The 24,836-nt window shown below is 70.6% G+C and carries 19 protein-coding genes and 3 tRNA genes; 4 read left to right on the top strand and 18 right to left on the bottom strand.

Annotated features, from left to right (window positions below; translation table 11 throughout):
* Positions 1-340 precede the first annotated feature (340 nt).
* The 11 genes from GGG17_RS00205 to GGG17_RS00155 form a co-directional block, all read right to left on the bottom strand.
* Positions 341-4,225 carry a DNA-directed RNA polymerase subunit beta' gene (locus GGG17_RS00205; protein WP_311966315.1) on the bottom strand — a complete coding sequence of 1,295 codons (3,885 nt, stop codon included), beginning with the start codon at positions 4,223-4,225 and terminating at the stop codon, positions 341-343.
* A 174-nt stretch (positions 4,226-4,399) separates the two neighbouring features.
* On the bottom strand, positions 4,400-7,885 hold the full coding sequence (gene rpoB / locus GGG17_RS00200; RefSeq protein WP_154591815.1) for a DNA-directed RNA polymerase subunit beta: 3,486 nt from the start codon (positions 7,883-7,885) through the stop codon (positions 4,400-4,402).
* A 379-nt stretch (positions 7,886-8,264) separates the two neighbouring features.
* On the bottom strand, positions 8,265-8,657 hold the full coding sequence (gene rplL / locus GGG17_RS00195) for a 50S ribosomal protein L7/L12 (protein ID WP_154591814.1): 393 nt from the start codon (positions 8,655-8,657) through the stop codon (positions 8,265-8,267).
* A 63-nt stretch (positions 8,658-8,720) separates the two neighbouring features.
* Positions 8,721-9,329: a 50S ribosomal protein L10 gene (gene rplJ / locus GGG17_RS00190; protein ID WP_154591813.1), complete on the bottom strand. Its 609-nt coding sequence runs from the start codon at positions 9,327-9,329 to the stop codon at positions 8,721-8,723.
* Between the two features lie 241 nt (positions 9,330-9,570).
* The gene (locus GGG17_RS00185; RefSeq protein ID WP_154591812.1) at positions 9,571-10,551 is read right to left on the bottom strand and encodes a hypothetical protein; all 981 of its coding nucleotides are present in this window, start codon (positions 10,549-10,551) and stop codon (positions 9,571-9,573) included.
* Positions 10,552-10,661: 110 nt separating this feature from the next.
* Positions 10,662-11,381, bottom strand: coding sequence for a 50S ribosomal protein L1 (gene rplA, locus GGG17_RS00180; protein WP_154591811.1), 720 nt, complete (start codon positions 11,379-11,381; stop codon positions 10,662-10,664).
* A gap of 115 nt (positions 11,382-11,496) precedes the next feature.
* Positions 11,497-11,937 (bottom strand): 50S ribosomal protein L11, encoded by a 441-nt coding sequence (rplK, locus tag GGG17_RS00175; RefSeq protein WP_154591810.1) that lies wholly within the window; start codon positions 11,935-11,937, stop codon positions 11,497-11,499.
* Between the two features lie 94 nt (positions 11,938-12,031).
* Entirely contained in the window at positions 12,032-12,895 is an 864-nt protein-coding gene (gene nusG / locus GGG17_RS00170) for a transcription termination/antitermination protein NusG (RefSeq protein WP_311966314.1), read from the bottom strand.
* A 78-nt stretch (positions 12,896-12,973) separates the two neighbouring features.
* Positions 12,974-13,222, bottom strand: a complete 249-nt coding sequence (gene secE / locus GGG17_RS00165) for a preprotein translocase subunit SecE (protein WP_288798053.1) — start codon at positions 13,220-13,222, stop codon at positions 12,974-12,976.
* 34 nt (positions 13,223-13,256) lie between these two features.
* Positions 13,257-13,329, bottom strand: a tRNA-Trp gene (locus tag GGG17_RS00160).
* Between the two features lie 146 nt (positions 13,330-13,475).
* A complete protein-coding gene (locus tag GGG17_RS00155) occupies positions 13,476-14,678 on the bottom strand; it encodes a CapA family protein (RefSeq protein ID WP_195849063.1) in 1,203 nt (400 codons plus the stop codon).
* A 123-nt stretch (positions 14,679-14,801) separates the two neighbouring features.
* Between GGG17_RS00155 and GGG17_RS00150 the strand changes: the two genes are divergently transcribed.
* Complete coding sequence (locus GGG17_RS00150; protein WP_154591807.1) at positions 14,802-15,833, top strand: adenosine deaminase; 1,032 nt, start codon at positions 14,802-14,804, stop codon at positions 15,831-15,833.
* Between the two features lie 19 nt (positions 15,834-15,852).
* On the opposite strand, the gene GGG17_RS00145 is transcribed toward GGG17_RS00150, so the two are convergent.
* The 6 genes from GGG17_RS00145 to GGG17_RS00120 form a co-directional block, all read right to left on the bottom strand.
* Positions 15,853-16,926: a UDP-N-acetylmuramate dehydrogenase gene (locus tag GGG17_RS00145; protein WP_154591806.1), complete on the bottom strand. Its 1,074-nt coding sequence runs from the start codon at positions 16,924-16,926 to the stop codon at positions 15,853-15,855.
* A 66-nt stretch (positions 16,927-16,992) separates the two neighbouring features.
* The gene (locus GGG17_RS00140; protein ID WP_154591805.1) at positions 16,993-17,406 is read right to left on the bottom strand and encodes a MaoC/PaaZ C-terminal domain-containing protein; all 414 of its coding nucleotides are present in this window, start codon (positions 17,404-17,406) and stop codon (positions 16,993-16,995) included.
* A 1-nt stretch (position 17,407) separates the two neighbouring features.
* Positions 17,408-17,854, bottom strand: a complete 447-nt coding sequence (locus tag GGG17_RS00135) for an FAS1-like dehydratase domain-containing protein (protein WP_154591804.1) — start codon at positions 17,852-17,854, stop codon at positions 17,408-17,410.
* Between the two features lie 160 nt (positions 17,855-18,014).
* The gene (gene rpmG, locus GGG17_RS00130) at positions 18,015-18,185 is read right to left on the bottom strand and encodes a 50S ribosomal protein L33 (protein ID WP_029211260.1); all 171 of its coding nucleotides are present in this window, start codon (positions 18,183-18,185) and stop codon (positions 18,015-18,017) included.
* A gap of 59 nt (positions 18,186-18,244) precedes the next feature.
* A tRNA-Met gene (locus GGG17_RS00125) sits at positions 18,245-18,321 on the bottom strand.
* Positions 18,322-18,359: 38 nt separating this feature from the next.
* Positions 18,360-18,432, bottom strand: a tRNA-Thr gene (locus GGG17_RS00120).
* 236 nt (positions 18,433-18,668) lie between these two features.
* On the opposite strand from GGG17_RS00120, the gene GGG17_RS00115 reads away from it, so the two are divergent.
* The 3 genes from GGG17_RS00115 to GGG17_RS00105 all read left to right on the top strand — a co-directional run bounded on the left by GGG17_RS00115 (position 18,669) and on the right by GGG17_RS00105 (position 23,664).
* On the top strand, positions 18,669-20,579 hold the full coding sequence (locus GGG17_RS00115) for a 2-oxoacid:acceptor oxidoreductase subunit alpha (RefSeq protein ID WP_154591803.1): 1,911 nt from the start codon (positions 18,669-18,671) through the stop codon (positions 20,577-20,579).
* Positions 20,576-21,658 (top strand): 2-oxoacid:ferredoxin oxidoreductase subunit beta, encoded by a 1,083-nt coding sequence (locus GGG17_RS00110; RefSeq protein WP_154591802.1) that lies wholly within the window; start codon positions 20,576-20,578, stop codon positions 21,656-21,658. Before GGG17_RS00115 ends, GGG17_RS00110 begins: the two co-directional genes overlap by 4 nt.
* A gap of 89 nt (positions 21,659-21,747) precedes the next feature.
* Complete coding sequence (locus GGG17_RS00105; protein ID WP_154591864.1) at positions 21,748-23,664, top strand: glycoside hydrolase family 2 protein; 1,917 nt, start codon at positions 21,748-21,750, stop codon at positions 23,662-23,664.
* Here GGG17_RS00105 and GGG17_RS00100 read toward each other — a convergent pair.
* On the bottom strand, positions 23,640-24,830 hold the full coding sequence (locus GGG17_RS00100) for an aminotransferase class I/II-fold pyridoxal phosphate-dependent enzyme (RefSeq protein WP_154591801.1): 1,191 nt from the start codon (positions 24,828-24,830) through the stop codon (positions 23,640-23,642). The two genes, GGG17_RS00105 and GGG17_RS00100, sit on opposite strands and share 25 nt — an antisense overlap.
* Positions 24,831-24,836: the final 6 nt, after the last annotated feature.

The following is a 24,836-nucleotide window of genomic DNA, read 5'->3' as shown; positions in this document are numbered from 1 at the left end:
TGCGTGATCACCCGCGAGACACCACGAGGGCCATCGGTCCTCGTGGGCTGCCCGCCGGAGAGGGCACGCCGTGTCCGTGTCAAGCACGACACAGTGGACAAGATTACCGCGCTATCACGGACCGCTCCAAATCCCGCCCCACCTGCACGGCGAGCCGGTCACCAGCCCGTATGACGACACCCCCCTACTCCCTCCCCGCCGCGATCGTGATGGTGTGGTGCAGGGATGCCGGACGACGGACTCACCATCTCGCGGGGGCCTCAGGTGACGGGGGGGGGTACACCACGGCGCGGGCCGGCTCCCGGGAGGGAACCGGCCCGCGCCGTGATGCCTGCGACGATCAGTGGGCGTCGAAGCCCAGCGTGATGTCGTCGAGACGGATGGCCTCGCCCGACCCCGGGCCGAAGGCCGTGTAGTCGAACTGGTCGTAACCCGGCATGGAGTACATCGCCGCCCTGGCCTCCTCGGTGGGGTTGACCCTGACGTTGCGGTACCGCGGCAGACCCGTCCCGGCCGGGATGAGCTTGCCGAGGATGACGTTCTCCTTGAGGCCCAGCAGCGGGTCGCTCTTGGCGTGCATCGCGGCCTCGGTGAGGACCCGCGTCGTCTCCTGGAAGGACGCCGCCGAGAGCCAGGACTCCGTCGCCAGCGAGGCCTTGGTGATGCCCATGAGCTCCGGGCGACCGGAGGCAGGCTTGCCGCCCTCGGACACGACCCGGCGGTTCTCGGACTCGAAGCGGCCACGCTCGGCGAGCTCGCCCGGGAGCAGGTCGGCGTCGCCGGCCTCGATGATCGTCACGCGACGCAGCATCTGCCGCACGATGACCTCGATGTGCTTGTCGTGGATCGACACACCCTGCTGGCGGTAGACCGCCTGGACCTGGTCCACGAGGTGCATCTGCACGGCGCGGGGACCCAGGATGCGCAGCACCTGCTTGGGGTCGATCGCACCCTGGACGAGCTGGGTGCCGACGGCCACGTGGTCACCGTCGCCGACGAGCAGGCGCGAGCGCTTGCTGACCGGGTAGGCGTGCTCGTCGGTGCCGTCGTCCGGCACCAGCACCACGCGGCGGGCCTTGTCGGTGTCCTCGATCTGCACGCGGCCGGTGGCCTCGGCGATCGGGGCGACACCGCGCGGCGTGCGAGCCTCGAAGAGCTCGACCACACGGGGCAGACCCTGGGTGATGTCGTCACCGGCCACACCACCGGTGTGGAAGGTACGCATCGTCAGCTGCGTGCCGGGCTCACCGATCGACTGGGCGGCGATGATGCCGACGGCCTCGCCGATGTCGACGAGCTTGCCGGTGGCCAGCGAGCGGCCGTAGCACTTGGCGCAGGTGCCCACGCGGGACTCGCAGGTCAGGACCGAGCGGACCCGGACCTCCTCCACCCCAGCGGCGACGAGCGCGTCGATGACCACGTCACCGAGGTCGATGCCGGCCTCGGCCAGGGTCTCGCCCTCGTGGACGACGTCCTCGGCCAGGGTGCGGGCGTACACGCTGGACTCCACGTCCTCGTGCTCGCGCAGCGACCCGTCGGCGCCGCGGACGGCGATGGGCATCATCAGGCCACGGTCGGTGCCGCAGTCGTCCTCACGGATGATGACGTCCTGGGACACGTCGACGAGGCGACGGGTCAGGTAGCCCGAGTCGGCGGTCCGCAGGGCGGTGTCGGCCAGACCCTTGCGGGCACCGTGGGTGGAGATGAAGAACTCCAGCACGGACAGACCCTCGCGGAAGTTCGACTTGATCGGCCGCGGGATGATCTCGCCCTTGGGGTTGGCCATGAGGCCGCGCATGCCGGCGATCTGACGCAGCTGGAACCAGTTACCACGAGCACCCGAGTTGACCATGCGGAAGATCGGGTTGGCCCGCGGGAAGTTGGCCTCCATCTCCTTGGAGACCTCGTTGGTCGCCTGCTGCCAGATCTCGATGAGCTCCTGGCGTCGCTCGTCGTCGGTCGTCAGGCCGCGCTCGAACTGGACCTGGACCTTGGCGGCCTTGGCCTCGTAGCCCTCGAGGATCGCCTCCTTGTTGGACGGGGTGACCACGTCGGAGATGGCGACGGTCGTGCCCGAGCGCGTGGCCCAGTGGAAGCCCGTCTCCTTGAGCGCGTCCAGCGAGTTGGCGACGAGGACCTTGGGGTAGCGCTCCGCAAGGTCGTTGACGATCGCGGACAGACGCTTCTTGTCGACCGGCTCGTTGACGAAGGGGTAGTCCACGGGCAGCGTGAGGTTGAAGATCGCGCGCCCGAGGGTGGTGTCGAGGACGAAGTCCCCGCGCCCCTCGTCGCTGAGCTCCACGCCCTCCGGCAGCTCCTGCCCCATCGGCGGGACGGTGTCCTGCAGACGGACCTTGATGGGCGAGCCCAGCTCGATCTCGCCGGCGTCGAAGGCCATGCGCGCCTCGTCCGCCGTGCGGAAGGCACGACCGGAGCCCTTGCCGTCGGCCACCTCGGAGGTGAGGTGGAACAGCCCGATGATCATGTCCTGGGTGGGCATGGTCACGGGCCGACCGTCGGCGGGCTTGAGGATGTTGTTGGAGGACAGCATGAGGATGCGGGCCTCGGCCTGCGCCTCCGCCGACAGCGGCACGTGCACGGCCATCTGGTCGCCGTCGAAGTCGGCGTTGAACGCGCCGCAGACGAGCGGGTGCAGCTGGATGGCCTTGCCCTCGACGAGCTGCGGCTCGAAGGCCTGGATGCCGAGGCGGTGCAGCGTCGGTGCGCGGTTGAGCAGCACCGGGTGCTCGGTGATGACCTCCTCGAGCACGTCCCACACGACCGGGCGGGCGCGCTCGACCATGCGCTTGGCCGACTTGATGTTCTGCGCGTGGTCGAGGTCGACCAGACGCTTCATCACGAACGGCTTGAACAGCTCGAGGGCCATCTGCTTGGGCAGGCCGCACTGGTGCAGCTTGAGCTGCGGGCCCACGACGATGACCGAGCGGCCGGAGTAGTCGACGCGCTTGCCGAGGAGGTTCTGACGGAAGCGGCCCTGCTTGCCCTTGAGCATGTCGGACAGCGACTTCAGCGGACGGTTGCCGGGGCCCGTCACCGGGCGACCACGACGGCCGTTGTCGAACAGCGCGTCCACGGCCTCCTGCAGCATGCGCTTCTCGTTGTTGACGATGATCTCGGGCGCACCGAGGTCGAGGAGGCGCTTCAGCCGGTTGTTGCGGTTGATCACGCGACGGTAGAGGTCGTTGAGGTCCGACGTCGCGAATCGGCCACCGTCGAGCTGCACCATGGGGCGCAGGTCCGGCGGGATGACCGGGACGCAGTCCAGCACCATGCCCGTGGGGCTGTTGCTGGTCGTCTGGAAGGCCGTGACGACCTTGAGGCGCTTGAGGGCGCGGGTCTTCTTCTGACCCTTGCCGGTGGCGATGATCTCGCGCAGCGACTCGGACTCGGCGTCCAGGTCGAAGGTCTCGAGACGCTTCTGGATCGCCGCGGCACCCATGCCGCCCTCGAAGTAGAGACCGAAGCGGTCACGCATCTCGCGGTACAGCATCTCGTCGCCCTCGAGGTCCTGGACCTTGAGGTTCTTGAAGCGGTCCCAGACCTGCTCGAGGCGCTCGATCTGCACGTCGGCGCGCTTGCGGATGGCGTTCATCTCGCGCTCGGCGGAGTCCTTGAGCTTGCGCTTGACGTCGGACTTGGCCCCCTCGGCCTCCAGGGCCGCGAGGTCGGTCTCGAGCTTCTTGGCGCGGGCCTCCACGTCGGCGTCGCGACGGTTGACGTGCTCCTTCTTCTCGACCTCGATCTGCGCCTCGAGCGAGGGCAGGTCGCGGTGCCGCGACTCCTCGTCCACGGAGGTGATCATGTAGGCCGCGAAGTAGATGACCTTCTCGAGGTCCTTGGGCGCGAGGTCCAGCAGGTAGCCGAGGCGGCTCGGCACGCCCTTGAAGTACCAGATGTGGGTGACCGGCGCGGCCAGCTCGATGTGGCCCATCCGCTCGCGACGCACCTTGGCGCGGGTGACCTCGACGCCGCAGCGCTCGCAGATGATGCCCTTGAAGCGGACGCGCTTGTACTTGCCGCAGTAGCACTCCCAGTCCCGGGTGGGACCGAAGATCTTCTCGCAGAAGAGCCCGTCCTTCTCCGGCTTCAGGGTGCGGTAGTTGATGGTCTCGGGCTTCTTGACCTCGCCGTGGGACCACTGGCGGATGGAGTCCGCGGTGGCGAGGCCGATACGCAGCTCGTCAAAGAAGTTGACGTCGAGCACGTGTGTCCTTCTCTCGTCTTGCGACTGATTCAAAGTCTGTGGGTCTGAACGGTGTTCGTGGCCGACCCCGGTCCGGGGCGGCGATCCATGTCGTGCGGGCCTCGGTCGTATGGCGGGCGCGGCTGCTCGGCCGTGCGGCTGGGCAGCCGCGCCTCGTCATACATCACGAAACCGTCAGACCTCCTCGACGCTGCTCGGCTCGCGCCGGCTCAGGTCGATGCCGAGCTCCTCCGCCGCGCGGAAGACCTCCTCGTCGGCGTCGCGCATCTCGATGGTGTTGCCGTCGCTCGACAGGACCTCGACGTTGAGACACAGGGACTGCATCTCCTTGAGGAGCACCTTGAACGACTCCGGGATGCCCGAGTCGGGGATGTTCTCGCCCTTGACGATCGCCTCGTAGACCTTGACGCGGCCCGGGACGTCGTCCGACTTGATGGTGAGCAGCTCCTGCAGCGTGTAGGCGGCACCGTAGGCCTCGAGGGCCCACACCTCCATCTCACCGAAGCGCTGACCACCGAACTGGGCCTTACCACCGAGCGGCTGCTGGGTGATCATGGAGTACGGGCCGGTCGAACGGGCGTGGATCTTGTCGTCGACCAGGTGGTGGAGCTTGAGGATGTACATGTAGCCCACCGACACCGGCTCGGGGAACGGCTCGCCGGAGCGTCCGTCGAACAGCCGGGACTTGCCGGACTCGCCGACCAGGCGCTGACCGTCGCGGGTCGCGTTGGTCGACTCGAGCAGACCCTTGATCTCCTCCTCCTTGGCGCCGTCGAACACCGGCGTGGCCACGCGGGACCCGGCCGGGGCCTGGTGGGCGTCCTCCGGGATGCGCAGGGCCCACTCGGCCCCCTCGGGGATGTTCCAGCCGCGACTGGCCGCCCACCCGAGGTGGATCTCGAGGATCTGACCGACGTTCATGCGGCCGGGCACGCCCAGCGGGTTGAGCACGACGTCGACCGGCGTGCCGTCCTCCAGGAAGGGCATGTCCTCGATCGGGAGGATCTTGGAGATGACGCCCTTGTTGCCGTGACGACCGGCGAGCTTGTCACCGTCCGTGATCTTGCGCTTGTTGGCGACATAGACGCGCACCAGCTGGTTGACACCCGGGGGAAGCTCGTCGCCCTCCTCGCGGTCGAAGACCTTGACGCCGATGACCGTGCCGGTCTCGCCGTGGGGGACCTTGAGCGACGTGTCGCGGACCTCGCGGGCCTTCTCGCCGAAGATGGCGCGCAGCAGGCGCTCCTCCGGGGTCAGCTCGGTCTCACCCTTGGGCGTGACCTTGCCGACGAGCAGGTCGCCGTCGCGGACCTCGGCGCCGATGCGGATGATACCCCGCTCGTCCAGGTCCGCGAGGACCTCCTCGGAGACGTTGGGGATGTCCCGGGTGATCTCCTCGGCACCGAGCTTGGTGTCGCGGGCGTCGACCTCGTGCTCCTCGATGTGGATCGAGGAGAGCGTGTCGTCCTGCACCAGGCGCTGCGACAGGATGATGGCGTCCTCGTAGTTGTGGCCCTCCCACGGCATGAAGGCCACGAGGAGGTTCTTGCCGAGGGCCATCTCGCCGCCGTCGGTCGCGGGGCCGTCGGCGATGACCGAACCGACCTCGAGACGGTCGCCGGCGCTGACGATGACGCGCTGGTTGTAGCAGTTGCCCTGGTTGGACCGGGAGAACTTCATGATCCGGTAGGTCTGGTAGGACCCGTCGTCGTTGGCGACGCTGACCAGGTCGGCCGAGACCTCCTGGACCACGCCCGCCTTGGTCGCGAGGACCACGTCGCCGGAGTCGAGCGCCGTGCGGTGCTCCATGCCGGTCCCGACCAGCGGGGACTCAGAGCGCACCAGCGGCACGGCCTGACGCATCATGTTGGAGCCCATGAGCGCGCGGTTGGCGTCGTCGTGCTCCAGGAAGGGGATCAGCGCCGTCGCGGCCGACACCATCTGACGCGGGGACACGTCCATGTAGTCGACGTCCGCGGCGGGCACGAAGTCGACCTCGCCGCCCTTGGTGCGGACCAGGACGCGCTCCTCGGAGAAACGACCGTCCGCCTCCATCGGGGCGTTGGCCTGCGCGATGACGAGCTCGTCCTCCTCGTCGGCCGAAAGGTAGTGCACCTCGTCGGACACGACGCCGTCGTTGACCTTGCGGTAGGGAGACTCGACGAAGCCGAAGGGGTTGATCCGCCCGTAGGAGGCCAGCGAGCCGATCAGGCCGATGTTGGGACCCTCAGGGGTCTCGATCGGGCACATGCGGCCGTAGTGCGAGGGATGGACGTCACGGACCTCCATGCCGGCACGGTCGCGGGACAGACCACCCGGGCCCAGGGCCGACAGGCGACGCTTGTGCGTCAGCCCCGACAGGGGGTTGTTCTGGTCCATGAACTGCGACAGCTGCGAGGTCCCGAAGAACTCCTTGATCGAGGCCACCACGGGGCGGATGTTGATCAGGGTCTGCGGGGTGATCGCCTCGACGTCCTGCGTGGTCATGCGCTCGCGGACGACACGCTCCATGCGGGACAGGCCGGTGCGGACCTGGTTCTGGATGAGCTCACCGACGTTGCGCAGGCGACGGTTGCCGAAGTGGTCGATGTCGTCGACCTCGACGCGCACGTCGACGGCCTCGCCGTTGCGGCTGCCCGGGAGGGTCGCGTCGCCGTTGTGCAGGGCCACGAGGTACTTGATCGTCGCGACGACGTCCTCGATGCGCAGGACGGACTCGTCCAGGCCCGCCTCGATGCCGAGCTTCTTGTCGACCTTGTAGCGACCGACCTTGGCCAGGTCGTAGCGCTTGGGGTTGAAGTACAGGTTGTCCAGGAGGGCCTGGGCGGCCTCCTTGGTCGGCGGCTCGCCCGGACGCAGCTTGCGGTAGATGTCGAGCAGGGCGTCGTCCTGGCCGGCCGTGTGGTCCTTCTCCAAGGTCTGGCGCATCGACTCGTAGTCGCCGAACTCCTCGAGGATCTGCGCCTCGGTCCAGCCCAGGGCCTTGAGCAGGACGGTGACCGACTGCTTACGCTTGCGGTCGACGCGAACGCCGACCATGTCGCGCTTGTCGATCTCGAACTCCAGCCAGGCGCCACGGCTCGGGATCACCTTGGCGGAGTAGATGTCCTTGTCGGAGGTCTTGTCGGGCGTGCGCTCGAAGTAGACGCCCGGGGACCGGACGAGCTGGGAGACGACGACGCGCTCGGTGCCGTTGATGATGAAGGTGCCGCGCTCGGTCATGAGCGGGAAGTCGCCCATGAACACCGTCTGGGACTTGATCTCACCGGTGTTGGTGTTCATGAACTCCGCGGTGACGAACAGCGGGGCGGAGTAGGTCATGTCCCGCTCCTTGCACTCCTCGATCGAGTGCTTCTCCTCCTCGAACCGGTGGTTGCGGAAGGACAGGGACATGGAGCCCGAGAAGTCCTCGATCGGGGAGATCTCCTCGAAGATCTCCTCCAGACCGGACCGGTCGGGGACGTCGTTGCGCCCGGCGTCCTTGGCGGCGGCCACGCGGGCCTGCCAACGCTCGTTGCCGAGCAGCCAGTCGAAGCTCTCCGTCTGGAGCGCCAAGAGGTCCGGGACCTCCAGCGGCTCCTTGATCTTTGCGAAGGACAGACGACCGGAAGCCGTCTGAGCAGTGGACACAGTCTGGGTCGCGGGTCGCGAGGCAGCCAAGGATGGTCCTTCCACGGGCCTGGAGCTATGGAGTCGAAGCGCGCACGCGCCGAACGTCCGCCAGGACGCCAGGCTATGAGGCAGCGCAAAGCGACAGCATAGTACAAGACGCCACCCTGCGTCCAGCCCGACTCCCCCGACCCAGGACCGCGGGCCTGACCGCGGGGGACGCGGATGCCCCATCACTATGGGCGTGGCCTGCGACGGCGTCAAGGGCAACGCCCTGCGACGCGCCGATCGTTACGCCGATCGACGCAGCGTGCGGGTGCCGGTGGGGCGACGGGCAGGCGCATGCCCGGGTACGCGGGAGCGGGCCGCACCCGAAGGTGCGACCCGCTCCCGCGAACAGATCAGCGACCGGACGTGATCCGGCCCGAGATCACTTGAGCTCGACGGAGGCGCCGGCGCCCTCGAGGGCAGCCTTGGCCTTGTCCGCGGTCTCCTTGTTGACACCCTCGACGACCGGCTTGGGGGCGCCGTCGACCAGGTCCTTGGCCTCCTTGAGGCCGAGAGACGTGAGCGCGCGCACCTCCTTGATGACCTGGATCTTCTTGTCGCCGGCGGCGGTGAGGATGACGTCGAACTCGTCCTTCTCCTCCGCAGCGGCGGCGTCGCCGCCACCGCCGGCCGGGGCGCCGGCGGCCGCGACGGCAACCGGGGCGGCAGCCGTGACACCGAAGGTGTCCTCGAACTGCTTGACGAACTCGGAGAGCTCGATCAGGGTCATCTCCTTGAAGGCCTCAAGGAGCTCGTCGTTGCTGAGCTTAGCCATGGTGGCTTCCTTCCTGTCTGTGCCGTGAGTGGCGTGTGCTGGGTACGAGCGGATCCGTGCGGATCAGCTCTCGTCGCCACCCGCGGCGACGTCGTCGGTAGCCTCGGCCGGGGCCTCGGCGGTGTCGGCGGCCGCCGGGGCAGCCTCGACGGGACCCTCGGCCTCGACCTTTGCGCGCAGGGCGTCGACCACGCGGGCCGTCTGCGACAAAGGAGCGGCGAAGAGGTAAACAGCCTTGCTGAGCGAGGCGTTCATGGCGCCAGCCAGCTTGGAGAGGAGCACCTCGCGGGACTCGAGGTCCGCGAGCTTGGTGATGTCCTCGGGGCTCAACGGCTTGCCGTCGAGAACCCCGGCCTTGATGACAAGGGCCGGGTTGGCCTTGGCGAAGTCACGCAGACCCTTGGCCGTCTCCACCGGGTCACCGGTGATGAAGACGATGGCGCTCGGGCCACTCAGGTGCCCGTCGAAGGCCGTGATACCGGCCTCCTCGGCGGCACGCTGGGTCAGCGTGTTCTTGACCACGGCGTAGGTTGCGTGCTCACGGATCGAGCCGCGCAGCTCGGAGAGCTGCTTCACGGTCAGACCGCGATACTCCGTCAGCACGGCCGCACCCGAGGAGCGGAACTTGTCCGCGATCTCGGCGATGGCAGCGTGCTTCTCAGCGGTTGCCATGTGGCCTCCTTCCGTAGCGTGAAGCCGGTGGCCGCATGACAAAGAGCCCCGGCGCAGGCGCACGGGGCTCGAGCTCTCGCCAGGGGCGAGCACGATCGTCGTAGCCTGCGCCGGACGCCCCGTCATGGGGACCTTCGTGCCGTTATCGGACCCGAGCAGGGCTTGGGGTGATGACGGCAGACCGGCGGTCATTGGTCCCGACCAGAGTACGGGCCACCCGACCGGCCGCCAAATCGGCTGGTCAGCGCGGCGGGGCGGTGGCCGTTGAGGTGGAGGTGGAGGTGGGGGTGGGCCGCTGGGACCCCGGCGCCGGGGCGACGTCGTCTGCGGGAGGGGCCTCGATCGTGACCGGCTCGCCCCAGCGGGCGTACTCCGTGCGGTCGACCAGGTCGGACTTCTTGGTGGGGACGGTGGCGGTCACCGAGGTCGGCGCCCCGGTCGCGTCGAGCGCCACCACGAGCCTGACCGGCTTGGTGACCGCCCCACGCAGCGCCGCGGGCGCGGAGACCGCGTCGAGGTACTGCGCGGGCGGCACCGTGAACGCCACCTGGGCACCGTCACCGCGAGGCGTCCGGTCCCCCAGCAAGCCGTTCAGCATGGCCGTGAACCGGGCCGGGTCCACGGTCTGCGCCACCTTGGCCTGGGCACCGAGCTTGGCGCTGATCGCGTCGGCGCCGCCCGGGTCGAGGAGCAGCCAGCGACGCACGTCGCGCTGGGACCGGGTCCCGGGCGTCGGGGCGGGCACGGGGACCTCCACGGTGCCCGCTCCCCTGACCCACGTGCGGTCCCCGAGGTGCACCAGGGTGACCGCGCGTCCCGCCGCGTCGACCTCCACCCGAACGGCCTTGGTGCGCGTGTCCACCTGCGCCTTGGCCGCCCCGGCCGGGGTAGCCATCGTCATGCGCACGGTGCCCTTGGCGGCCACGAGATCCTTGATCGTCTGCGCGAACTGGTCGCCGGGGACACCCTCGCCGGACGGCACCGGCTGGGCGTTGGGGTCCGGGGTGCTGCCCGCCAGCGAGGCTCCGTCCGTGGGCAGCGTCGCGGTCGCGGTCGTCGAGGGGGCGGAAGTCGCAGCGCCCATGGTGGAAGTCGTGGTGCGGGACCCGGCGACGCACCCCGACAGCAGCAGCACCGCGCCGACGGCCAGGGCACCGCTGCGGGAGACCCGCGCGGGTCCGGCGGACGGCGTCGGCCGGTGGCGGGGACGGGCAGCGCGCATGACTCACGATCCTAGAGGCCGGGCGCACGGCATACGGGAAGGCTCACCCGGGACGCGCGAAGCCCGGGCCGACGAGGTCGGTCCGGGCTTCGCGGGTCAGGAGGGCAGGCTCAGGCCTGGACCTCCTCCTCGGAGGTGAGGTTGCGGGTGCGGTTGGGGTCCAGCGGGATGCCGGGGCCCGTCGTCGTCGCCAGCGTCGCCTTGGTGATGTAGCGACCCTTGGAGGCGGACGGCTTCAGGCGGAGGATCTCCTCCATCGCCGCCGCGTAGTTCTCCACCAGCGCCTTCTCGTCGAACGAGACCTTGCCGATGATGAAGTGGAGGTTGGCGTGCTTGTCGACGCGGAACTCGATCTTGCCGCCCTTGATGTCGTTGACGGCCTTGGTCACGTCCATCGTCACGGTCCCGGTCTTGGGGTTGGGCATGAGACCACGGGGGCCCAGCACCTTGCCCAGACGGCCGACCTTGCCCATGAGGTCCGGGGTCGCGACGACGGCGTCGAAGTCGAGCCACCCGCCCTGGACCTTCTCGAGCATGTCGTCGGATCCGACGAAGTCGGCGCCGGCCGCGCGGGCTGCCTCGGCCTTGTCGCCGTTGGCGAAGACGAGGACGCGAGCGGTCTTGCCCGTGCCGTGCGGCAGGTTGACGGTGCCGCGCACCATCTGGTCCGCCTTGCGCGGGTCGACACCGAGGCGGAAGGCCACCTCGACGGTCGCGTCGTACTTGTTGGAGGCCGTCTCCTTGGCGAGGCGGACGGCGTCGAGCGGGGCGTACAGCTTGTCCGCGTCGACGCGCTCGGCTGCCGCGCGGTAGGCCTTGCTGCGCTTCATGTGCTGCTCCTTGGTGAGGGTCGGGCGGCCCGGGGGCTCACCCTGCTGGAGTCGTGGTCGAACGGACCAGCGCTGGTCCTGCCACAGCGGACCCGGCGGGTCCGCGGGTCACGAGTCAGGACTCGTAACCGGGGGTGTTGATGCCCATCGAGCGGGCGGTGCCCGCGATGATGCGGGCGGCCATCTCGACGTCGTTGGCGTTGAGGTCGTCCATCTTCTGCTGGGCGATCTCACGGACCTGGTCCGCGGACAGCGTCGCGACCTTGGTCTTGTTGGGGACGCCGGAGCCCTTGGGGACGCCCGCGGCCTTCTTGATCAGCTCGGCGGCGGGCGGCGTCTTGGTGATGAAGGTGAAGGAGCGGTCCTCGTAGACCGTGATCTCGACCGGGATGACGTTGCCGCGCTGGGACTCCGTCGCGGCGTTGTACGCCTTGACGAACTCCATGATGTTGACGCCGTGCTGACCGAGGGCCGGGCCGACGGGCGGCGCCGGGGTCGCGGCACCGGCCTGGATCTGCAGCTTGATGAAGCCGGAGACCTTCTTCTTGGGAGGCATGTGGAACTTCCTTGCTGTGTGATGGGCCGACGCCGTGGGCGATGACCCGGTTGCAGGACCGCCGCGGGGTGCCGCGGGGCCGGATGGGCTGCGATCAGATCTTGGCGACCTGGTTAAAGCCCAGCTCGACCGGGGTCTCCCGGCCGAAGATCGACACCAGAACCTTGAGCTTCTGAGTCTCGACGTTGATCTCGGAGACCGTGGCGTCGAGGGTCTCGAAGGGGCCCTCCATGACGGTGACCGACTCGCCGACCTCGAACTCCACGTCCACCGTGGGGCGCGGGGAGGCGGCCTGGCCGGCGCCGGGCTGCGCGGCGGCGCCGGATGCGGCCGGGGCCGCGGGCTCCTCGAAGGTCGGGGCCAGCATCGTGACGACCTCGTCGAGGCTCAGCGGCACCGGCTGGTGGGTGTGACCGACGAAGCCCGTGACGCCGGGGGTGTGGCGCACGGCGCCCCAGCTCTCGTCGGTGAGGTCCATGCGTACCAGGACGTACCCGGGCATCCGCACGCGGCGGACGACCTTGCGCTGGCCGTTCTTGATCTCGGTGACCTCCTCCATGGGGACCTCCACCTGGAAGATGTAGGGCTCCATGTTGAGGCTGGTCACGCGGGTCTCGAGGTTGGTCTTGACGCGGTTCTCGTAACCGGCGTAGGAGTGCACGACGTACCAGTCGCCCTCGAGCATGCGCAGGTCACGCTTGAACTCCTCGAGCGGGTTGACCGCGGGGGCATCCGGCACGGACACCTGCTCGTCGGACTCGTCGGTCACATCAGACTCGACAGACCCCTCGGTCACGTCAGACTCGTCGGACTCCTCCGTCACGTCGCTCACGTCGGCACCGGCGGGCTCGCTGGCCGTGTCGACCTCGACCACCTCGACCTCGGTCGGCTCGACGGGAGCGTCGACGTCGGCCTCGTCGCGGGTGGCGAACGGGTCGTTCGAGGGCTGGTCGGACACGGTACGGGCCTACTTCCTTGCTGGTGATCGGGCGGGTGCCGCCACGGGCGGTGGGCTGACCGCAGGAGCGGTCGGCCGTCAGCTGCCGGCGAACGCCCAGAAGACGAGCTTGCCGATCCCGTAGTCGAGGGCCGCGACGAACAGCATGACCGCGATCACGAAGACCATCACGACCGTGGTGTAGGTGACCAGCTCCTCGCGGGTGGGACGGACGACCTTGCGCAGCTCGTCCAGCACCTGGGCGACGAACAACGTGATGCGAGCGAAGAAGCCTTGACGGGTCGCGGTGTCGCGCCCAGCACCACCACGGGTGTTGACCTCGCTCACGGCCCCTCGCTTCGTCAGATGATCACGTGATCCGCAGGGCAGGAGGGACTCGAACCCCCAACCGCCGGTTTTGGAGACCGGTGCTCTACCAATTGAGCTACTACCCTTCGGGACGGTCTCGAGGCGGCCAGCGCAGCACAGCGACGATCGACGCGGGATCCATCCAAGAGATGAGCATACGTCAGAGGGACGGCCCAAGGCGAACCGACGCGGGAGCGGCGACCAGCCCTGACGCCGGGCGGACGGCATACGGTCAGGAGCAGCCCTCGCCCCGGGCCCGCCAGCTCCGCAGGGCCCGCTCGCGCTCTGCCCCCTCGAGCAGCACCGGCAGCCCCTGGGTCACCCGCGCGGGGTCGAAGGTCATGGTCGGGGCGCCGGCGTCGCCCGGCACGGTGACCGTGAGGACTCCCGACGCGCGGGTCTCGGCACTGCTCCCGCTGCCGAAGACGAAGTTGCCGATGCCGTACGCCACGGCCGTGTCCCCCACCGTCGTCGTGGTCTGCAGCACGTGGGCGTGCGCGCCGACCACGACGGTGGCGCCCGCCTCGGCGAGCGCGGAGTCGGTCCGGAGCTGGCGGGGCGTGGGGCAGCGCTGCTTCTCGATGCCGGAGTGCAGGTAGACCACGATCACGTCGGTCGGGCCGGCGGCACGGGCGCGACGGACGCCGTCGAGGAGCGCCTCGAGGCCGTCGTCATCCATGACCTTGGCCAGACCGGGTTTGCCCGGCCCGGCCTTCCAGTCGAGGTGGGCGTCGAGCACGTCGGTCGCCCCGAAGACCACCACGCGGCGGCCCTTGACCAGCGTGGACCAGGGCGCCCAGGCCTCGGCGTCGTCCTTGCCCAGACCCACCATCGGGACCGGGGAGGACGCCTTGACGGCAAGCATCTGCGCCATGCCCCGCTCACCGAAGTCCATCGTGTGGTTGTTGGCCGCCGTGACCACGTCGACCCCCTCCCGGTGGAGCGCGTCCAGGATGGAGGGACCAGTGACGAAGGTGAACGGCTTGGGCTGCGGCCGCAGCCCCGTGCGATCGGCGGCGACCACCGTCTCGAGGTTGACCATGGCCAGGTCGGCGCCCGCCAGCAACCGACCCGTGGCACCCAGCCCCTCGCCCACGATGCGGCCGGCGGCCCCATGGGCCTGGGTGTCCCCGCCGAACGCCAGCGTGATGGGCTCCGCCCCGGGCGCCCCCCGGCGCCGGGCGCGCTCGACCGGCGCCACCGCCCGGGCCGACGTCTCGGCGGCAGGAGTCCCGGCCGTCGAGGTGGCACCCACCGTCGCCCGCCCTGCAGGCGCCTCACCCGCCCGAGCCAGCGATGCCGGGGTGGGGTCGGGCGGACCGAAGGCGTCGGCGACCGCGAGCCCTCCCGCGCTGGCGGCGGTCGCGACCACCGCCAGCAGACCCACGGCGGTGCTGCGGCGGGACCGGGCGAGGAGGCGGTCGGGAATCGGCATGAGGACCTCGGCGGGAGGGTGCGGGACCACCCCACCGTAGGCGTCCGGCCGCCCTGACGGGACGCGGCACGCGGGGTGAAGACCGTGGGCGCCCGGCCGGCCACCGTCTGTGAGGATGGCGCCATGCCCCGCCCCCTCGACCAGCTCCCCAAGGCGCACCTGCACCTGCACTTCACCGGGTCCCTGCGGCTGTCGACGCTGACCGAGCTCGCGCGCGACGAGGGCCTCAGGCTCCCCCATGCCCTCGTCGACGACTGGCCCCCCACGCTCACCTCCGTCGAGTCCCGCGGATGGTTCCGGTTCCAGCGGTTGTACGACGCCGCGCGGGCGTGCGTGCGGTCGCCCGCGGCTATGCGCAGGATCGTGCTCGAGGCTGCCCTCGACGACGCCGCCGAGGGCTCGCGGTGGCTGGAGATCCAGGTGGACCCGACGTCCTACGCGCCATTCTGCGGCGGGCTGACGCCCGCGCTCGAGCTCGTCCTCGAGTCGGCGTCGGCCGCCGCGGCGGAGGCCGGGATCGGCGTGGGCGTGATCGTGGCGGCCAGCCGCATCAGGCACCCCCTCGACGCCCGGACGCTGGCCCGGCTGGCCGCGCGGTACGCCGGCGAGGGGACCGGCACGGTCGTCGGCTTCGGCCTGTCCAACGACGAGCACCGTGGCGTGGTCGAGGACTTCGCGCCGGCCTTCGGGATCGCCCGGGGTGCGGGCCTGGCCCTCGTGCCCCACGGCGGCGAGCTCGCGGGGCCGGAGGCCGTCATACGGACCCTCGACGCGCTGGTGCCCGACCGGATCGGGCACGGCGTGCGCGCGGCCGAGGACCCGCGGGCGCTGGAGCGCCTGGCGCGCGAGGGGGTCGCTCTCGAGGTCTGCCCGGGGAGCAACGTCGCCCTCGGGGTGTATGACGCCGCGCCCGCCGTGCCGCTGCGGCCGCTGCTCGACGCGGGGATCCAGGTCGCGCTGGGCGCGGACGACCCGCTGCTGTTCGGCTCGCGGCTGGTGGACCAGTACCGCACGGCGCGGGAGGTGCACGGGCTCGACGACGAGGCGCTGGCCGACCTGGCGCGGATGTCGCTGCGGGCCTCGACTGCGCCCCGCGAGGTGGTCGCGCAGGCGGAGGAGGACGTCGACGTGTGGCTCGCCCTGCCTGCCGACTGAGTGAGGGCCGCCGGGAGGGCTAGAGGGAGAGGTCGACGAGCACCGGCTCGTTGACCAGCGTCACCCCGAAAGTCTCACGGACGCCGTCGCGCACCGCGCGCGCCAGGGCCAGGACGTCCTCGGCCGAGGCGTCGCCCCGGTTGGTGACGGCGAGGGTGTGCTTGGTGGACAGCGCCGCCGCGCCCGGGAGGCCGAAGCCCTTGGCGAACCCCGCCCTGTCGATCAGCCACGCAGCACTGGTCTTGACCATGCCCTCGCCCGCGTCGAAGCGCGGCGGCTCCGGACCGTCCGCGCCGAGGAGGGCCCGCACCCGCTCCTGCAGGTCCGCGAACTCGCGCGCCAGCAGGATCGGGTTGGTGAAGAAGGACCCGCACGACCACGTGTCGTGGTCCTCGGCGTCCAGGACCATCCCCCGCCGCCGGCGCTGCGCCAGCACCGCGTCGCGGGCGTCCTGCAGCGGCACGCGCGTGCCCAGCGGCACGTCGAGACCGGCCGCGAGGGCGGCATACGCCACCGGACGGGAGAGGTCGGCGACCTCGAGCTGGAAGGCGACGTCGAGGACGACGTAGCGGTCGGTGCCCTTGAGCACGCTGTGGCGGTAGGTGAACGCGCAGTCGTCGGGGAAGAACGTGCGCACACGCTGCTCGCGGCGGTCGAAGACCCGGACCTGCGCGATGGTCTGGGCGACCTCCTGGCCGTAGGCGCCGACGTTCTGCACGGGGGTGGCGCCGGTGAGGCCGGGGATCCCGGACATGGCCTCGATGCCGGCCCAGCCCTCCGCCACGGCCCGCTCGACCAGGCCGTCCCAGGACTCCCCCGCCGCGACCCGCACGAAGGCGCCGCCGCAGTAGTCCTGCGACTGGACGTCCACGCCCTGCGTGGCCACCCGGACGACCGTGCCATCGAACCCCTCGTCGCTGATCACGAGGTTGGAGCCCCCCGAGACCAGCAGCAGCGGCTCGTCGGCGTCGTCGACCTCACGGACGGCGTCGACCAGCTCGTCCGTCGTCGAGACGGTGACGAGGCGCCGGGCGGGGCCGCCGACGCGCATCGTGGTGAGCGGCGCGAGGGGCACGTCGTGCTCGACCTGCATGGATGTCCTTCGGGGGATCGGAGGGATGACGGGCCCGCGGCGAGCGGAGGGCGCGGCGTCTCGCCGTCAGAGGCGGACGACGGCGAGCGCCCGCCCCAGGACCTTCTTGCCCTCGCACGTGGCGGTGAGCTCGACCGTAGCCCGTCCGTCCTCGACCTTCTTGACGACACCACCGACCACGACCTCGGCCCCGGTGCCGTGGGGAACGACGACCGGGGCCACGAACTTGGTGGAGTACTCCACCACGCGGCCCGCGTCGCCGCACCAGTCCACGACCACCTGCACGGCCGAGCCCATCGTGAGCATGCCGTGGGCGATGACGTCGGGCAGGCCGACGCCCGTGGCGAAGCGCTCGTCCCAGTGGATGGGGTTGCGGTCCAGGCTCGCGCCGGCGTAGGCCACGAGCATCGCGCGGGTGACCGTCAGGGTGCGCTCGGGCAGGGCGTGGCCGGCCTCGACGGTGCTGAGGTCGATCGTCATGTCAGTCCTCTCCCCGGATCACGAGGGTGCTCGTCGCCGTGCAGCGGGCCTCGCCGCCGACGGTGGCCAGCTCGCTGCGGGTCGTCACCATGGCGTGCCCCCCGACGAGCCTCACGGTGTCGACGGTCATCGTGGCGACGATCTCGTCGCCGGCGGTGAGGGGGTGGTGGTGCACGAACCTCTGCTCGCCGTGGACCACCCGGCTGAAGTCGACGCCCGCCTCGGGGTCCTCCATCAGCTGGCGGTCCGCCTGCTGGGCGATCAGGACCGCGAAGGTCGGCGGGGCGATGACGTCGGCGTAGCCGCGGGCGCGGGCGACCTCGACGTCGGTGTGGACCTCGTCGACGGCGCCCACGGCCTCGGCGAACTCCGCGATCTTGGCCCGCCCGACCTGGTAGGGCGCCGTCGGCGGGTAGGTCCGCCCGGCGAACTGCTCGTTGACTGGCATGGGCGTCACCCTAACGGCGTCGTGCGGTTACCCGCCGGTCGAGGGCCTGTCCGGAACTGACCAGTCGGCGGGGGTGGGGCGTCCGGCATACGAGCAGGTATGACGCACGAGCGCCGCCCCTCCGGGTGGAGGGACGGCGCTCGGGATGCGGGCGACGCGCTCAGCGGGTCTCGCGGTGCGCGGTGTGCTTCTTGCAGCGAGGGCAGTACTTCGCCAGCTCGAGCCGGTCGGGGTGGTTCCGACGGTTCTTCTTGGTGATGTAGTTGCGCTCCTTGCAGTCAGTGCACGCCATGGTGATCTTGGGGCGAACGTCTGCGGACTTGCTAGCCACGGGGCAACCTGCTCTCGGAGTGGGCGCCGGAGGATCCGGCCTTGCGACAAGGATGAACTTGGTAGCGGGAGCGGGGCTCGATCCCGCGACCTCACGATTATGAGTCGTGCGCTCTAACCAGCTGAGCTACCCCGCCTTGGGACAAGCCCCGCCGGGATGGGCGAGACTTGCGAGAGCCCCCTGTCGGAATCGAACCGACGACCTTTTCCTTACCATGGAAACGCTCTGCCGACTGAGCTAAGGGGGCCCGAGCACCTAGGCGCTCGGAAGTGCACTCGTTGGGAGTGCGTCGACCAAGGTACACGGATCGGGCCGTGAGATGAAATCGAGGGGAGGCCCCGCCCGTGCGTCCGCAGCACGACGGCGCCCAGCATGTGAGCCCTACCATGGACGGAAGTGCCATGTCGGCACCAGCCGTGCATAACATGGCGTTTGGTTGATCCAAAGATGTCGTGTCGATGAAAGCGAAGTGAGTTCGCCCCTATGGCCACCAAGGCAGTCCACCGGCTCGAGCGTGTCGTCATCCGGTTCGCAGGAGACTCCGGTGACGGCATGCAGCTGACCGGCGACCGGTTCACGTCGCAGACCGCCGTCCTCGGCAACGACCTGTCCACCCTGCCGAACTTCCCGGCGGAGATCCGCGCGCCCCAGGGCACGCTGCCGGGCGTGTCGAGCTTCCAGCTGCACTTCGCCGACCACGACGTGCTCACGCCGGGCGACAACCCCGACGTCCTCGTGGCGATGAACCCCGCGGCGCTCAAGGCGAACCTGCCCGACGTGCCGCGCGGCGCCACCGTCATCGCGGACCAGGACGAGTTCACCAAGCGCAACCTCGGCAAGGTCGGCTACGACAGCAACCCGCTCGAGGACGGCTCCCTCGACAGCTATCACCTGCACGCCCTGCCGCTGACCTCCATCACGGTCGACGCCCTGGCCGACTTCCCGCTGTCCCGCAAGGACAAGGAGCGGGCCAAGAACATGTTCGCCCTCGGGCTGCTGTCCTGGCTCTACACCCGACCGCTGGAGTCGACCGAGAGCTTCCTCGCCGCCAAGTTCGGCAGCAAGCCCGACATCCTCGCGGCGAACGTCGCCGCCCTGCACGCCGGCCACGCCTACGGCGAGACCACCGAGGACTTCGCCGTCGCCTACGAGATCGGCCCCGCGCCGATGCGACCCGGCCTCTACCGCAACATCACCGGCAACACCGCCCTCGCCTACGGCCTCGCGACCGCCGCCCACAAGGCCGACCTGCCGCTCGTGCTCGGCGCCTACCCGATCACCCCGGCCAGCGACATCCTGCACGCCCTGTCCGGCTTCAAGAGATATGGCGTGACGACCATCCAGGCGGAGGACGAGATCGCGGGGATCGGTGCGGCGCTCGGCGCATCCTTCGGCGGCGCCCTCGGCGTGACCACCACCTCGGGCCCCGGCATCGCGCTCAAGACCGAGACCATCGGCCTCGCGGTCTCGCTCGAGCTGCCCCTCGTGATCGTCGACGTCCAGCGCGGCGGCCCCTCGACCGGCCTGCCCACCAAGACCGAGCAGGCCGACCTGCTGCAGGCGATGTACGGCCGCAACGGCGAGGCACCCGTGCCCATCGTCGCCGCCCAGTCGCCCAGCGACTGCTTCGACGCGGCGCTGGAGGCGGTGCGCATCGCGGTGACCTACCGCACGCCGGTCTTCCTGCTCTCGGACGGCTACCTCGCCAACGGGTCCGAGCCGTGGCAGGTCCCCTCCGTGTCGGAGCTGCCCGCGATCGACCCGGACATCGCCACCGAGCCCAACGCGACCGCCGCCGACGGCACCCCCGTCTTCCACCCCTACCTGCGCGACCCCGACACCCTCGCCCGCCCCTGGGCGATCCCCGGCACGCCCGGCCTCGAGCACCGCGTCGGCGGCATCGAGAAGAAGGACGTCACCGGCGAGATCTCTTACGACCCCGACAACCACGACCGGATGACCCGGCTGAGGGCGGCCAAGGTGGCGGGCGTGGCCGGCATACCGGACGTCGAGGTCGACGACCCGACCGGCGAGGCCAAGGTCCTGATGCTGGGCTGGGGCTCGACCTTCGGCCCGATCAGCGCCGGGGTGCGCTACGCGCGCTCCACGGGGGCCGAGGTCGCCCAGGCCCACATCCGGCACCTCAACCCCTTCCCCGCCAACCTCGGCGAGGTCCTGCGGGCCTACGACCGGGTGATCGTCCCGGAGATGAACATGGGCCAGCTGACGACGATGCTCCGCGCGGAATACCTCGTGGACGTGCGGGCGCTGACCCAGGTGCGGGGCCTGCCGTTCACGGCGAGCACGCTGTCCGACGCCATCCACGAGGCCCTGCACGAGCTGGACCCCCGGCACACCCCCGCTCCCGCGACCCCCCAGGAGGAGCGCGCATGACCACCATCGACCTCGGCATGCCCACCCACGGCCTGAGCGGCGTGCCCCGCCTCGGCGAGGGCGACGCCCAGCAGAGCAAGAAGGACTTCACCTCCGACCAGGAGGTGCGCTGGTGCCCCGGTTGCGGCGACTACGCCGTGCTGGCCGCCGTGCAGTCCTTCCTCCCCGAGCTGGGGCTCCGCCGCGAGAACATCTCGTTCATCTCCGGTATCGGCTGCTCGAGCCGCTTCCCGTACTACCTCGACACCTACGGGATGCACTCGATCCACGGGCGGGCGCCGGCCATCGCGACCGGGCTGGTCACCGCCCGACCGGACCTGTCGGTGTGGGTGGTGACCGGGGACGGCGACGCGCTGTCGATCGGCGGCAACCACCTCATCCACGCGATGCGCCGCAACGTCAACATGACGATCCTGCTGTTCAACAACCAGATCTACGGCCTGACCAAGGGGCAGTACTCCCCCACCTCCGAGGTGGGCAAGGTCACCAAGTCGACCCCGGCCGGCTCGGTGGACCACCCCTTCAACCCGCTGTCGCTGGCCCTCGGCGCCGAGGCGACCTTCGTCGCCCGCACCATGGACTCCAACCGCAAGCACCTGCTCGAGGTGCTGCGGGCGGCGGCGGAGCACCGCGGGACGTCGTTCGTCGAGATCTACCAGAACTGCCCGATCTTCAACGACGGCGCCTTCCAGCTGCTCAAGGACCGCGGCGAGGCGGCGGCCCGACTGGTGCACCTCGAGGACGGGCAGCCGGTCCGTGCCAGCGCCGACCACGTCGTCGTGCGCTCGGACTCCGGCTCGCTCGACGTCGTCCACGAGGGCTCGGTCACCGACCCCTCCCGGATCGTCGTGCACGACGCCGGGGCGGACGACCCGGCTCAGGCCTTCGCGTTGTCGCGGCTCGACTCCGGCGACCACCTGCACGTGCCCATGGGGATCTTCCGCTCGGTCTCGCGGCCGACCTACGACGACCTCGTGCGAGGCCAGATCGCCGGCGCCGTCACGTCGGCCGGCGGCCCCGCCTCCGACGACGACCTGGACGCCCTGCTGCGCGGCAAGGACACGTGGACCATCGGCTGAGGCTGGCCGGGCGGGCGGCGCGGCTCGCGTGGCGAGCCCAGCAGGCCGTATGGCGCCGCCGCCCCACCCTGCGCTCGGCGCCGCGGCCGATGGTGGGGGTGGCGCCCGACCTGTCCGTCGGGGTGCTCGGGTCGGGCATCCCACGACCCGAGCACCCGCGCCCGCAGCTGGTGCGGTCCCGCTGGCTGAACCTCAACGGCGAGTGGGAGTTCGAGACCGACCGCGGGGACAGCGGCTACGAGCGGGGGCTGGTGTCCCGCCCGCTGACGGGACGCATCCTCGTGCCGTTCTGCCCCGAGGCGACCGCGTCCGGCATCGGGGACGAGGACTTCCACGAGGCCGTCTGGTATCGCCGGACCGTCGCCGTGCCCTCCTCGTGGGCGGGGGCGGACGCGTGGCTGCACCTCGGCGCCGTCGACCACGACGCGACGGTGTGGGCCAACGGTGTCGAGATCACCCGCCACCGAGGGGGGTTCACGCCGGTGTGGGCGCCCCTGTCGCGAGCGGGCGTGGGGCCGGGCGACACCGTGGAGATCGTGGTGCGGGCGCGCGACCCGCGCCGCGGGCCCCAGGCGCGGGGCAAGCAGGCGACCAGCTACGCCCGGACCGGCTGCTTCTACACCCGCACCACCGGCATCTGGCAGACCGTCTGGCTCGAGGCGGTGCCGCCCGTGCACGTGCGTCGCCTGCACGTCTCGCCCGACCTCGCCGGTGCCGCGCTGGACCTGTCGATCCCGTTGAGCGGCAACCTGCCCGGCGGTCAGGTCGTCGTCGAGGTCACCCGTGACGCGGGGCTGGGCGACGCCGGCGTCGGATCGGCCGGTGGTGCCGACGACACCGTGATCGCCTCGGCCGCAACGCGGTCCGACCTGGACCTCGCGCCGCGCCTGCGGATCTCGTTGCCGGAGCAGGAGATCCGTCCCTGGTCACCCGCCGACCCACACCTCTACGGCCTCGTCGTGCGGCTGCTCGACCGTGACGGGGCGACCGTCGACGAGCTCACGTCATACGCCGGGTTGCGCTCGATCTCGTTGCACGGCAACGAGATCCGCCTCAACGGCGAGCGCCTCTTCCAGCGGCTCGTGCTGGACCAGGGCTACTGGCCCGACACGCTGATGACGGCGCCCTCGGACGCCGCGCTGGAGCTCGACATCCGGCTGGGCCTGGCCGCGGGGTTCGACGGGGCCCGGCTCCACCAGAAGGTCGTCGAGGAGCGCTACCTCTACCACGCCGACCGCCTCGGCTACCTCGTGTGGGGCGAGTTCGGCGACTGGGGCGCCAAGGTGCGCGACGGCCACGGCGAGATCCAGTCCCCCACGGCGTCATTCGTCACCCAGTGGGTCGAGGTGCTGCAGCGCGACGTCAACCACCCCTCCATCATCGGGTGGTGCCCCCTCAACGAGACCGAGCAGGACCTCGCCGACGACATCACCGTCCTCGACGACGTCACCCGGGCGATGTTCCTCGCCACCAAGGCGATCGACCCGACCCGGCCGGTGATCGACGCCTCTGGCTGGGCGCACCGGGTGCCCGAGACGGACGTCTACGACGCGCACTGCTACGAGCAGCGGCCGTGGCGCTTCCGGATCCTGATGGAGGGCCTCGCGGCCGGCGATCCGCTCGTGGACCTGCCCGGCAAGGACTGGTCCGTGCCCTACGCCGGGCAGCCCTACCTGCTGTCGGAGTACGGCGGGATCTGGTGGGCGGCGCCGGGATCGGACGGGTCGCCCGACGCCCGCGAGGCCGACGGGACGGACCAGGACAGTTCCTGGGGCTACGGCCATCGGGTGCGCGACCTGCGCGAGTTCTACTCCCGCTACGAGGGGTTGACCAGGGTGCTGCTGGACTCCCCTGACCTCGCGGGATATTGCTACACCCAGCTGACGGACACCTTCCAGGAGCAGAACGGCCTCTATGCCGCCGACCGCTCCCCCAAGGTGGACATCGCGCGGATCCGGGCGGTGCAGCGGCGACCCGCGGCCTACGAGCGCCCGCCGGCCACGTAGGCGGCGAGGCGGTCGAGCCCCTCGGTCACCTCGGCAGCGCTGCCGGCGTAAGAGATCCGCACGAAGTGGCTGCCGTCCAGGGCCGGGTCACCGCCGGGGCGCGACGGGGCGAAGTCGACGCCCGGCGTGAGCGCCACGCCCGTGTGCTCCATGACCTGGGTGCACCACGCCACCGAGTCCTGCGTCAGGTGCGCGATCTCGCACCACGCGTAGAACGCGCCCGACGGCGGCACCTGGTCGTGCACGCCGATCTCCGGCAGGCGCTGCAGCACGAGGTCCCGGTTGTGGGCGTATCGCTCGACGTGCGAACGCAGCTCGGCCTGCGCCTCCGCCGTGAGGGCACCGAGGGCAGCGGCCTGGCTGACGGCGGGCGGGCACAGGTTGAGGTTGCCGAGGAGCAGCTCGATCGGCCGCAGCAGGTGGTCCGGCAGAAGCATCCAGCCGAGGCGCCACCCGGTCATGGAGAAGTACTTGGAGAAGCTGCCGACGACGGCGGCCGCGCGGGAGGTGCTCCACGCCGTGGTGGGCTGCGCGCCGGCATACGAGATCCCGTGGTAGATCTCGTCGCTCACGAGCAGGACGTCGTGCTCCTCGCACCAGCGCGCGATCGCCGCGAGCTCGTCGGCGGGGACCACCGTCCCGGTGGGGTTGGCGGGGCTCGCGAGGATCAGGCCGGCGGGCGGGGTGGGCAGCGCGTCGAGCATGGCCACGGTCGGCTGGTAGGCGGTCTCGGGTCCGCAGTCGAGGTCCACGACGCGGCAGCCGAGGGCCTGCAGGGTGTTGCGGTAGGCGGGGTAGCCCGGGCGCGTCACGACGACCTCGTCACCGGCCTCGAAGGCGGCCAGGAAGAGCGCGGTGAAGCCGCCGCTGCTGCCCGTCGTCAGGACCACCTGCCCCGGGTGAACGTCGAGGTCGTCGTCCGCCGCGTAGTGCTCGCAGATCGCCTCCCGCAGGGCGAGGTCGCCCACGGCCTCGGTGTAACCGAGCACCTGGTTGCCGATCGCCGCGACGGCGGCGTCCCGCGCCGCCCGGGGCGCACCCGTGCTCGGCTGACCCACGTGCAGGCCGATCACGTCACCGTGGCTGACCTGGCGGCGGGCGGCGGCCTTCATGACCTCCATGACGTGGAACGGCGGGACCTGCCCGCGGTGCGACACCCTGCTCATGACCCC

Origin of the sequence: Arsenicicoccus cauae, assembly GCF_009707125.1 — a bacterium.
GTDB classification, from domain to species: Bacteria; Actinomycetota; Actinomycetes; order Actinomycetales; family Dermatophilaceae; genus Arsenicicoccus; species Arsenicicoccus cauae.
Note: the sequence above shows the minus strand (reverse complement) of the source record. Positions and strands in the feature narration are given on the sequence as shown.

What these genes read in the sequence shown, in the direction of transcription:
- rplL (WP_154591814.1), bottom strand. Translation starts at nt 8,657, where the DNA reads ATGGCTAAGCTCAGCAACGACGAGCTCCTTGAGGCCTTCAAGGAGATG.
- rplJ (WP_154591813.1), bottom strand. Translation starts at nt 9,329, where the DNA reads ATGGCAACCGCTGAGAAGCACGCTGCCATCGCCGAGATCGCGGACAAG.
- GGG17_RS00185 (WP_154591812.1), bottom strand. Translation starts at nt 10,551, where the DNA reads ATGCGCGCTGCCCGTCCCCGCCACCGGCCGACGCCGTCCGCCGGACCC.
- rplA (WP_154591811.1), bottom strand. Translation starts at nt 11,381, where the DNA reads ATGAAGCGCAGCAAGGCCTACCGCGCGGCAGCCGAGCGCGTCGACGCG.
- rplK (WP_154591810.1), bottom strand. Translation starts at nt 11,937, where the DNA reads ATGCCTCCCAAGAAGAAGGTCTCCGGCTTCATCAAGCTGCAGATCCAG.
- GGG17_RS00155 (WP_195849063.1), bottom strand. Translation starts at nt 14,678, where the DNA reads ATGCCGATTCCCGACCGCCTCCTCGCCCGGTCCCGCCGCAGCACCGCC.
- GGG17_RS00150 (WP_154591807.1), top strand. Translation starts at nt 14,802, where the DNA reads ATGCCCCGCCCCCTCGACCAGCTCCCCAAGGCGCACCTGCACCTGCAC.
- GGG17_RS00145 (WP_154591806.1), bottom strand. Translation starts at nt 16,926, where the DNA reads ATGCAGGTCGAGCACGACGTGCCCCTCGCGCCGCTCACCACGATGCGC.
- GGG17_RS00140 (WP_154591805.1), bottom strand. Translation starts at nt 17,406, where the DNA reads ATGACGATCGACCTCAGCACCGTCGAGGCCGGCCACGCCCTGCCCGAG.
- GGG17_RS00135 (WP_154591804.1), bottom strand. Translation starts at nt 17,854, where the DNA reads ATGCCAGTCAACGAGCAGTTCGCCGGGCGGACCTACCCGCCGACGGCG.
- GGG17_RS00115 (WP_154591803.1), top strand. Translation starts at nt 18,669, where the DNA reads ATGGCCACCAAGGCAGTCCACCGGCTCGAGCGTGTCGTCATCCGGTTC.
- GGG17_RS00110 (WP_154591802.1), top strand. Translation starts at nt 20,576, where the DNA reads ATGACCACCATCGACCTCGGCATGCCCACCCACGGCCTGAGCGGCGTG.
- GGG17_RS00105 (WP_154591864.1), top strand. Translation starts at nt 21,748, where the DNA reads ATGGTGGGGGTGGCGCCCGACCTGTCCGTCGGGGTGCTCGGGTCGGGC.
- GGG17_RS00100 (WP_154591801.1), bottom strand. Translation starts at nt 24,830, where the DNA reads ATGAGCAGGGTGTCGCACCGCGGGCAGGTCCCGCCGTTCCACGTCATG.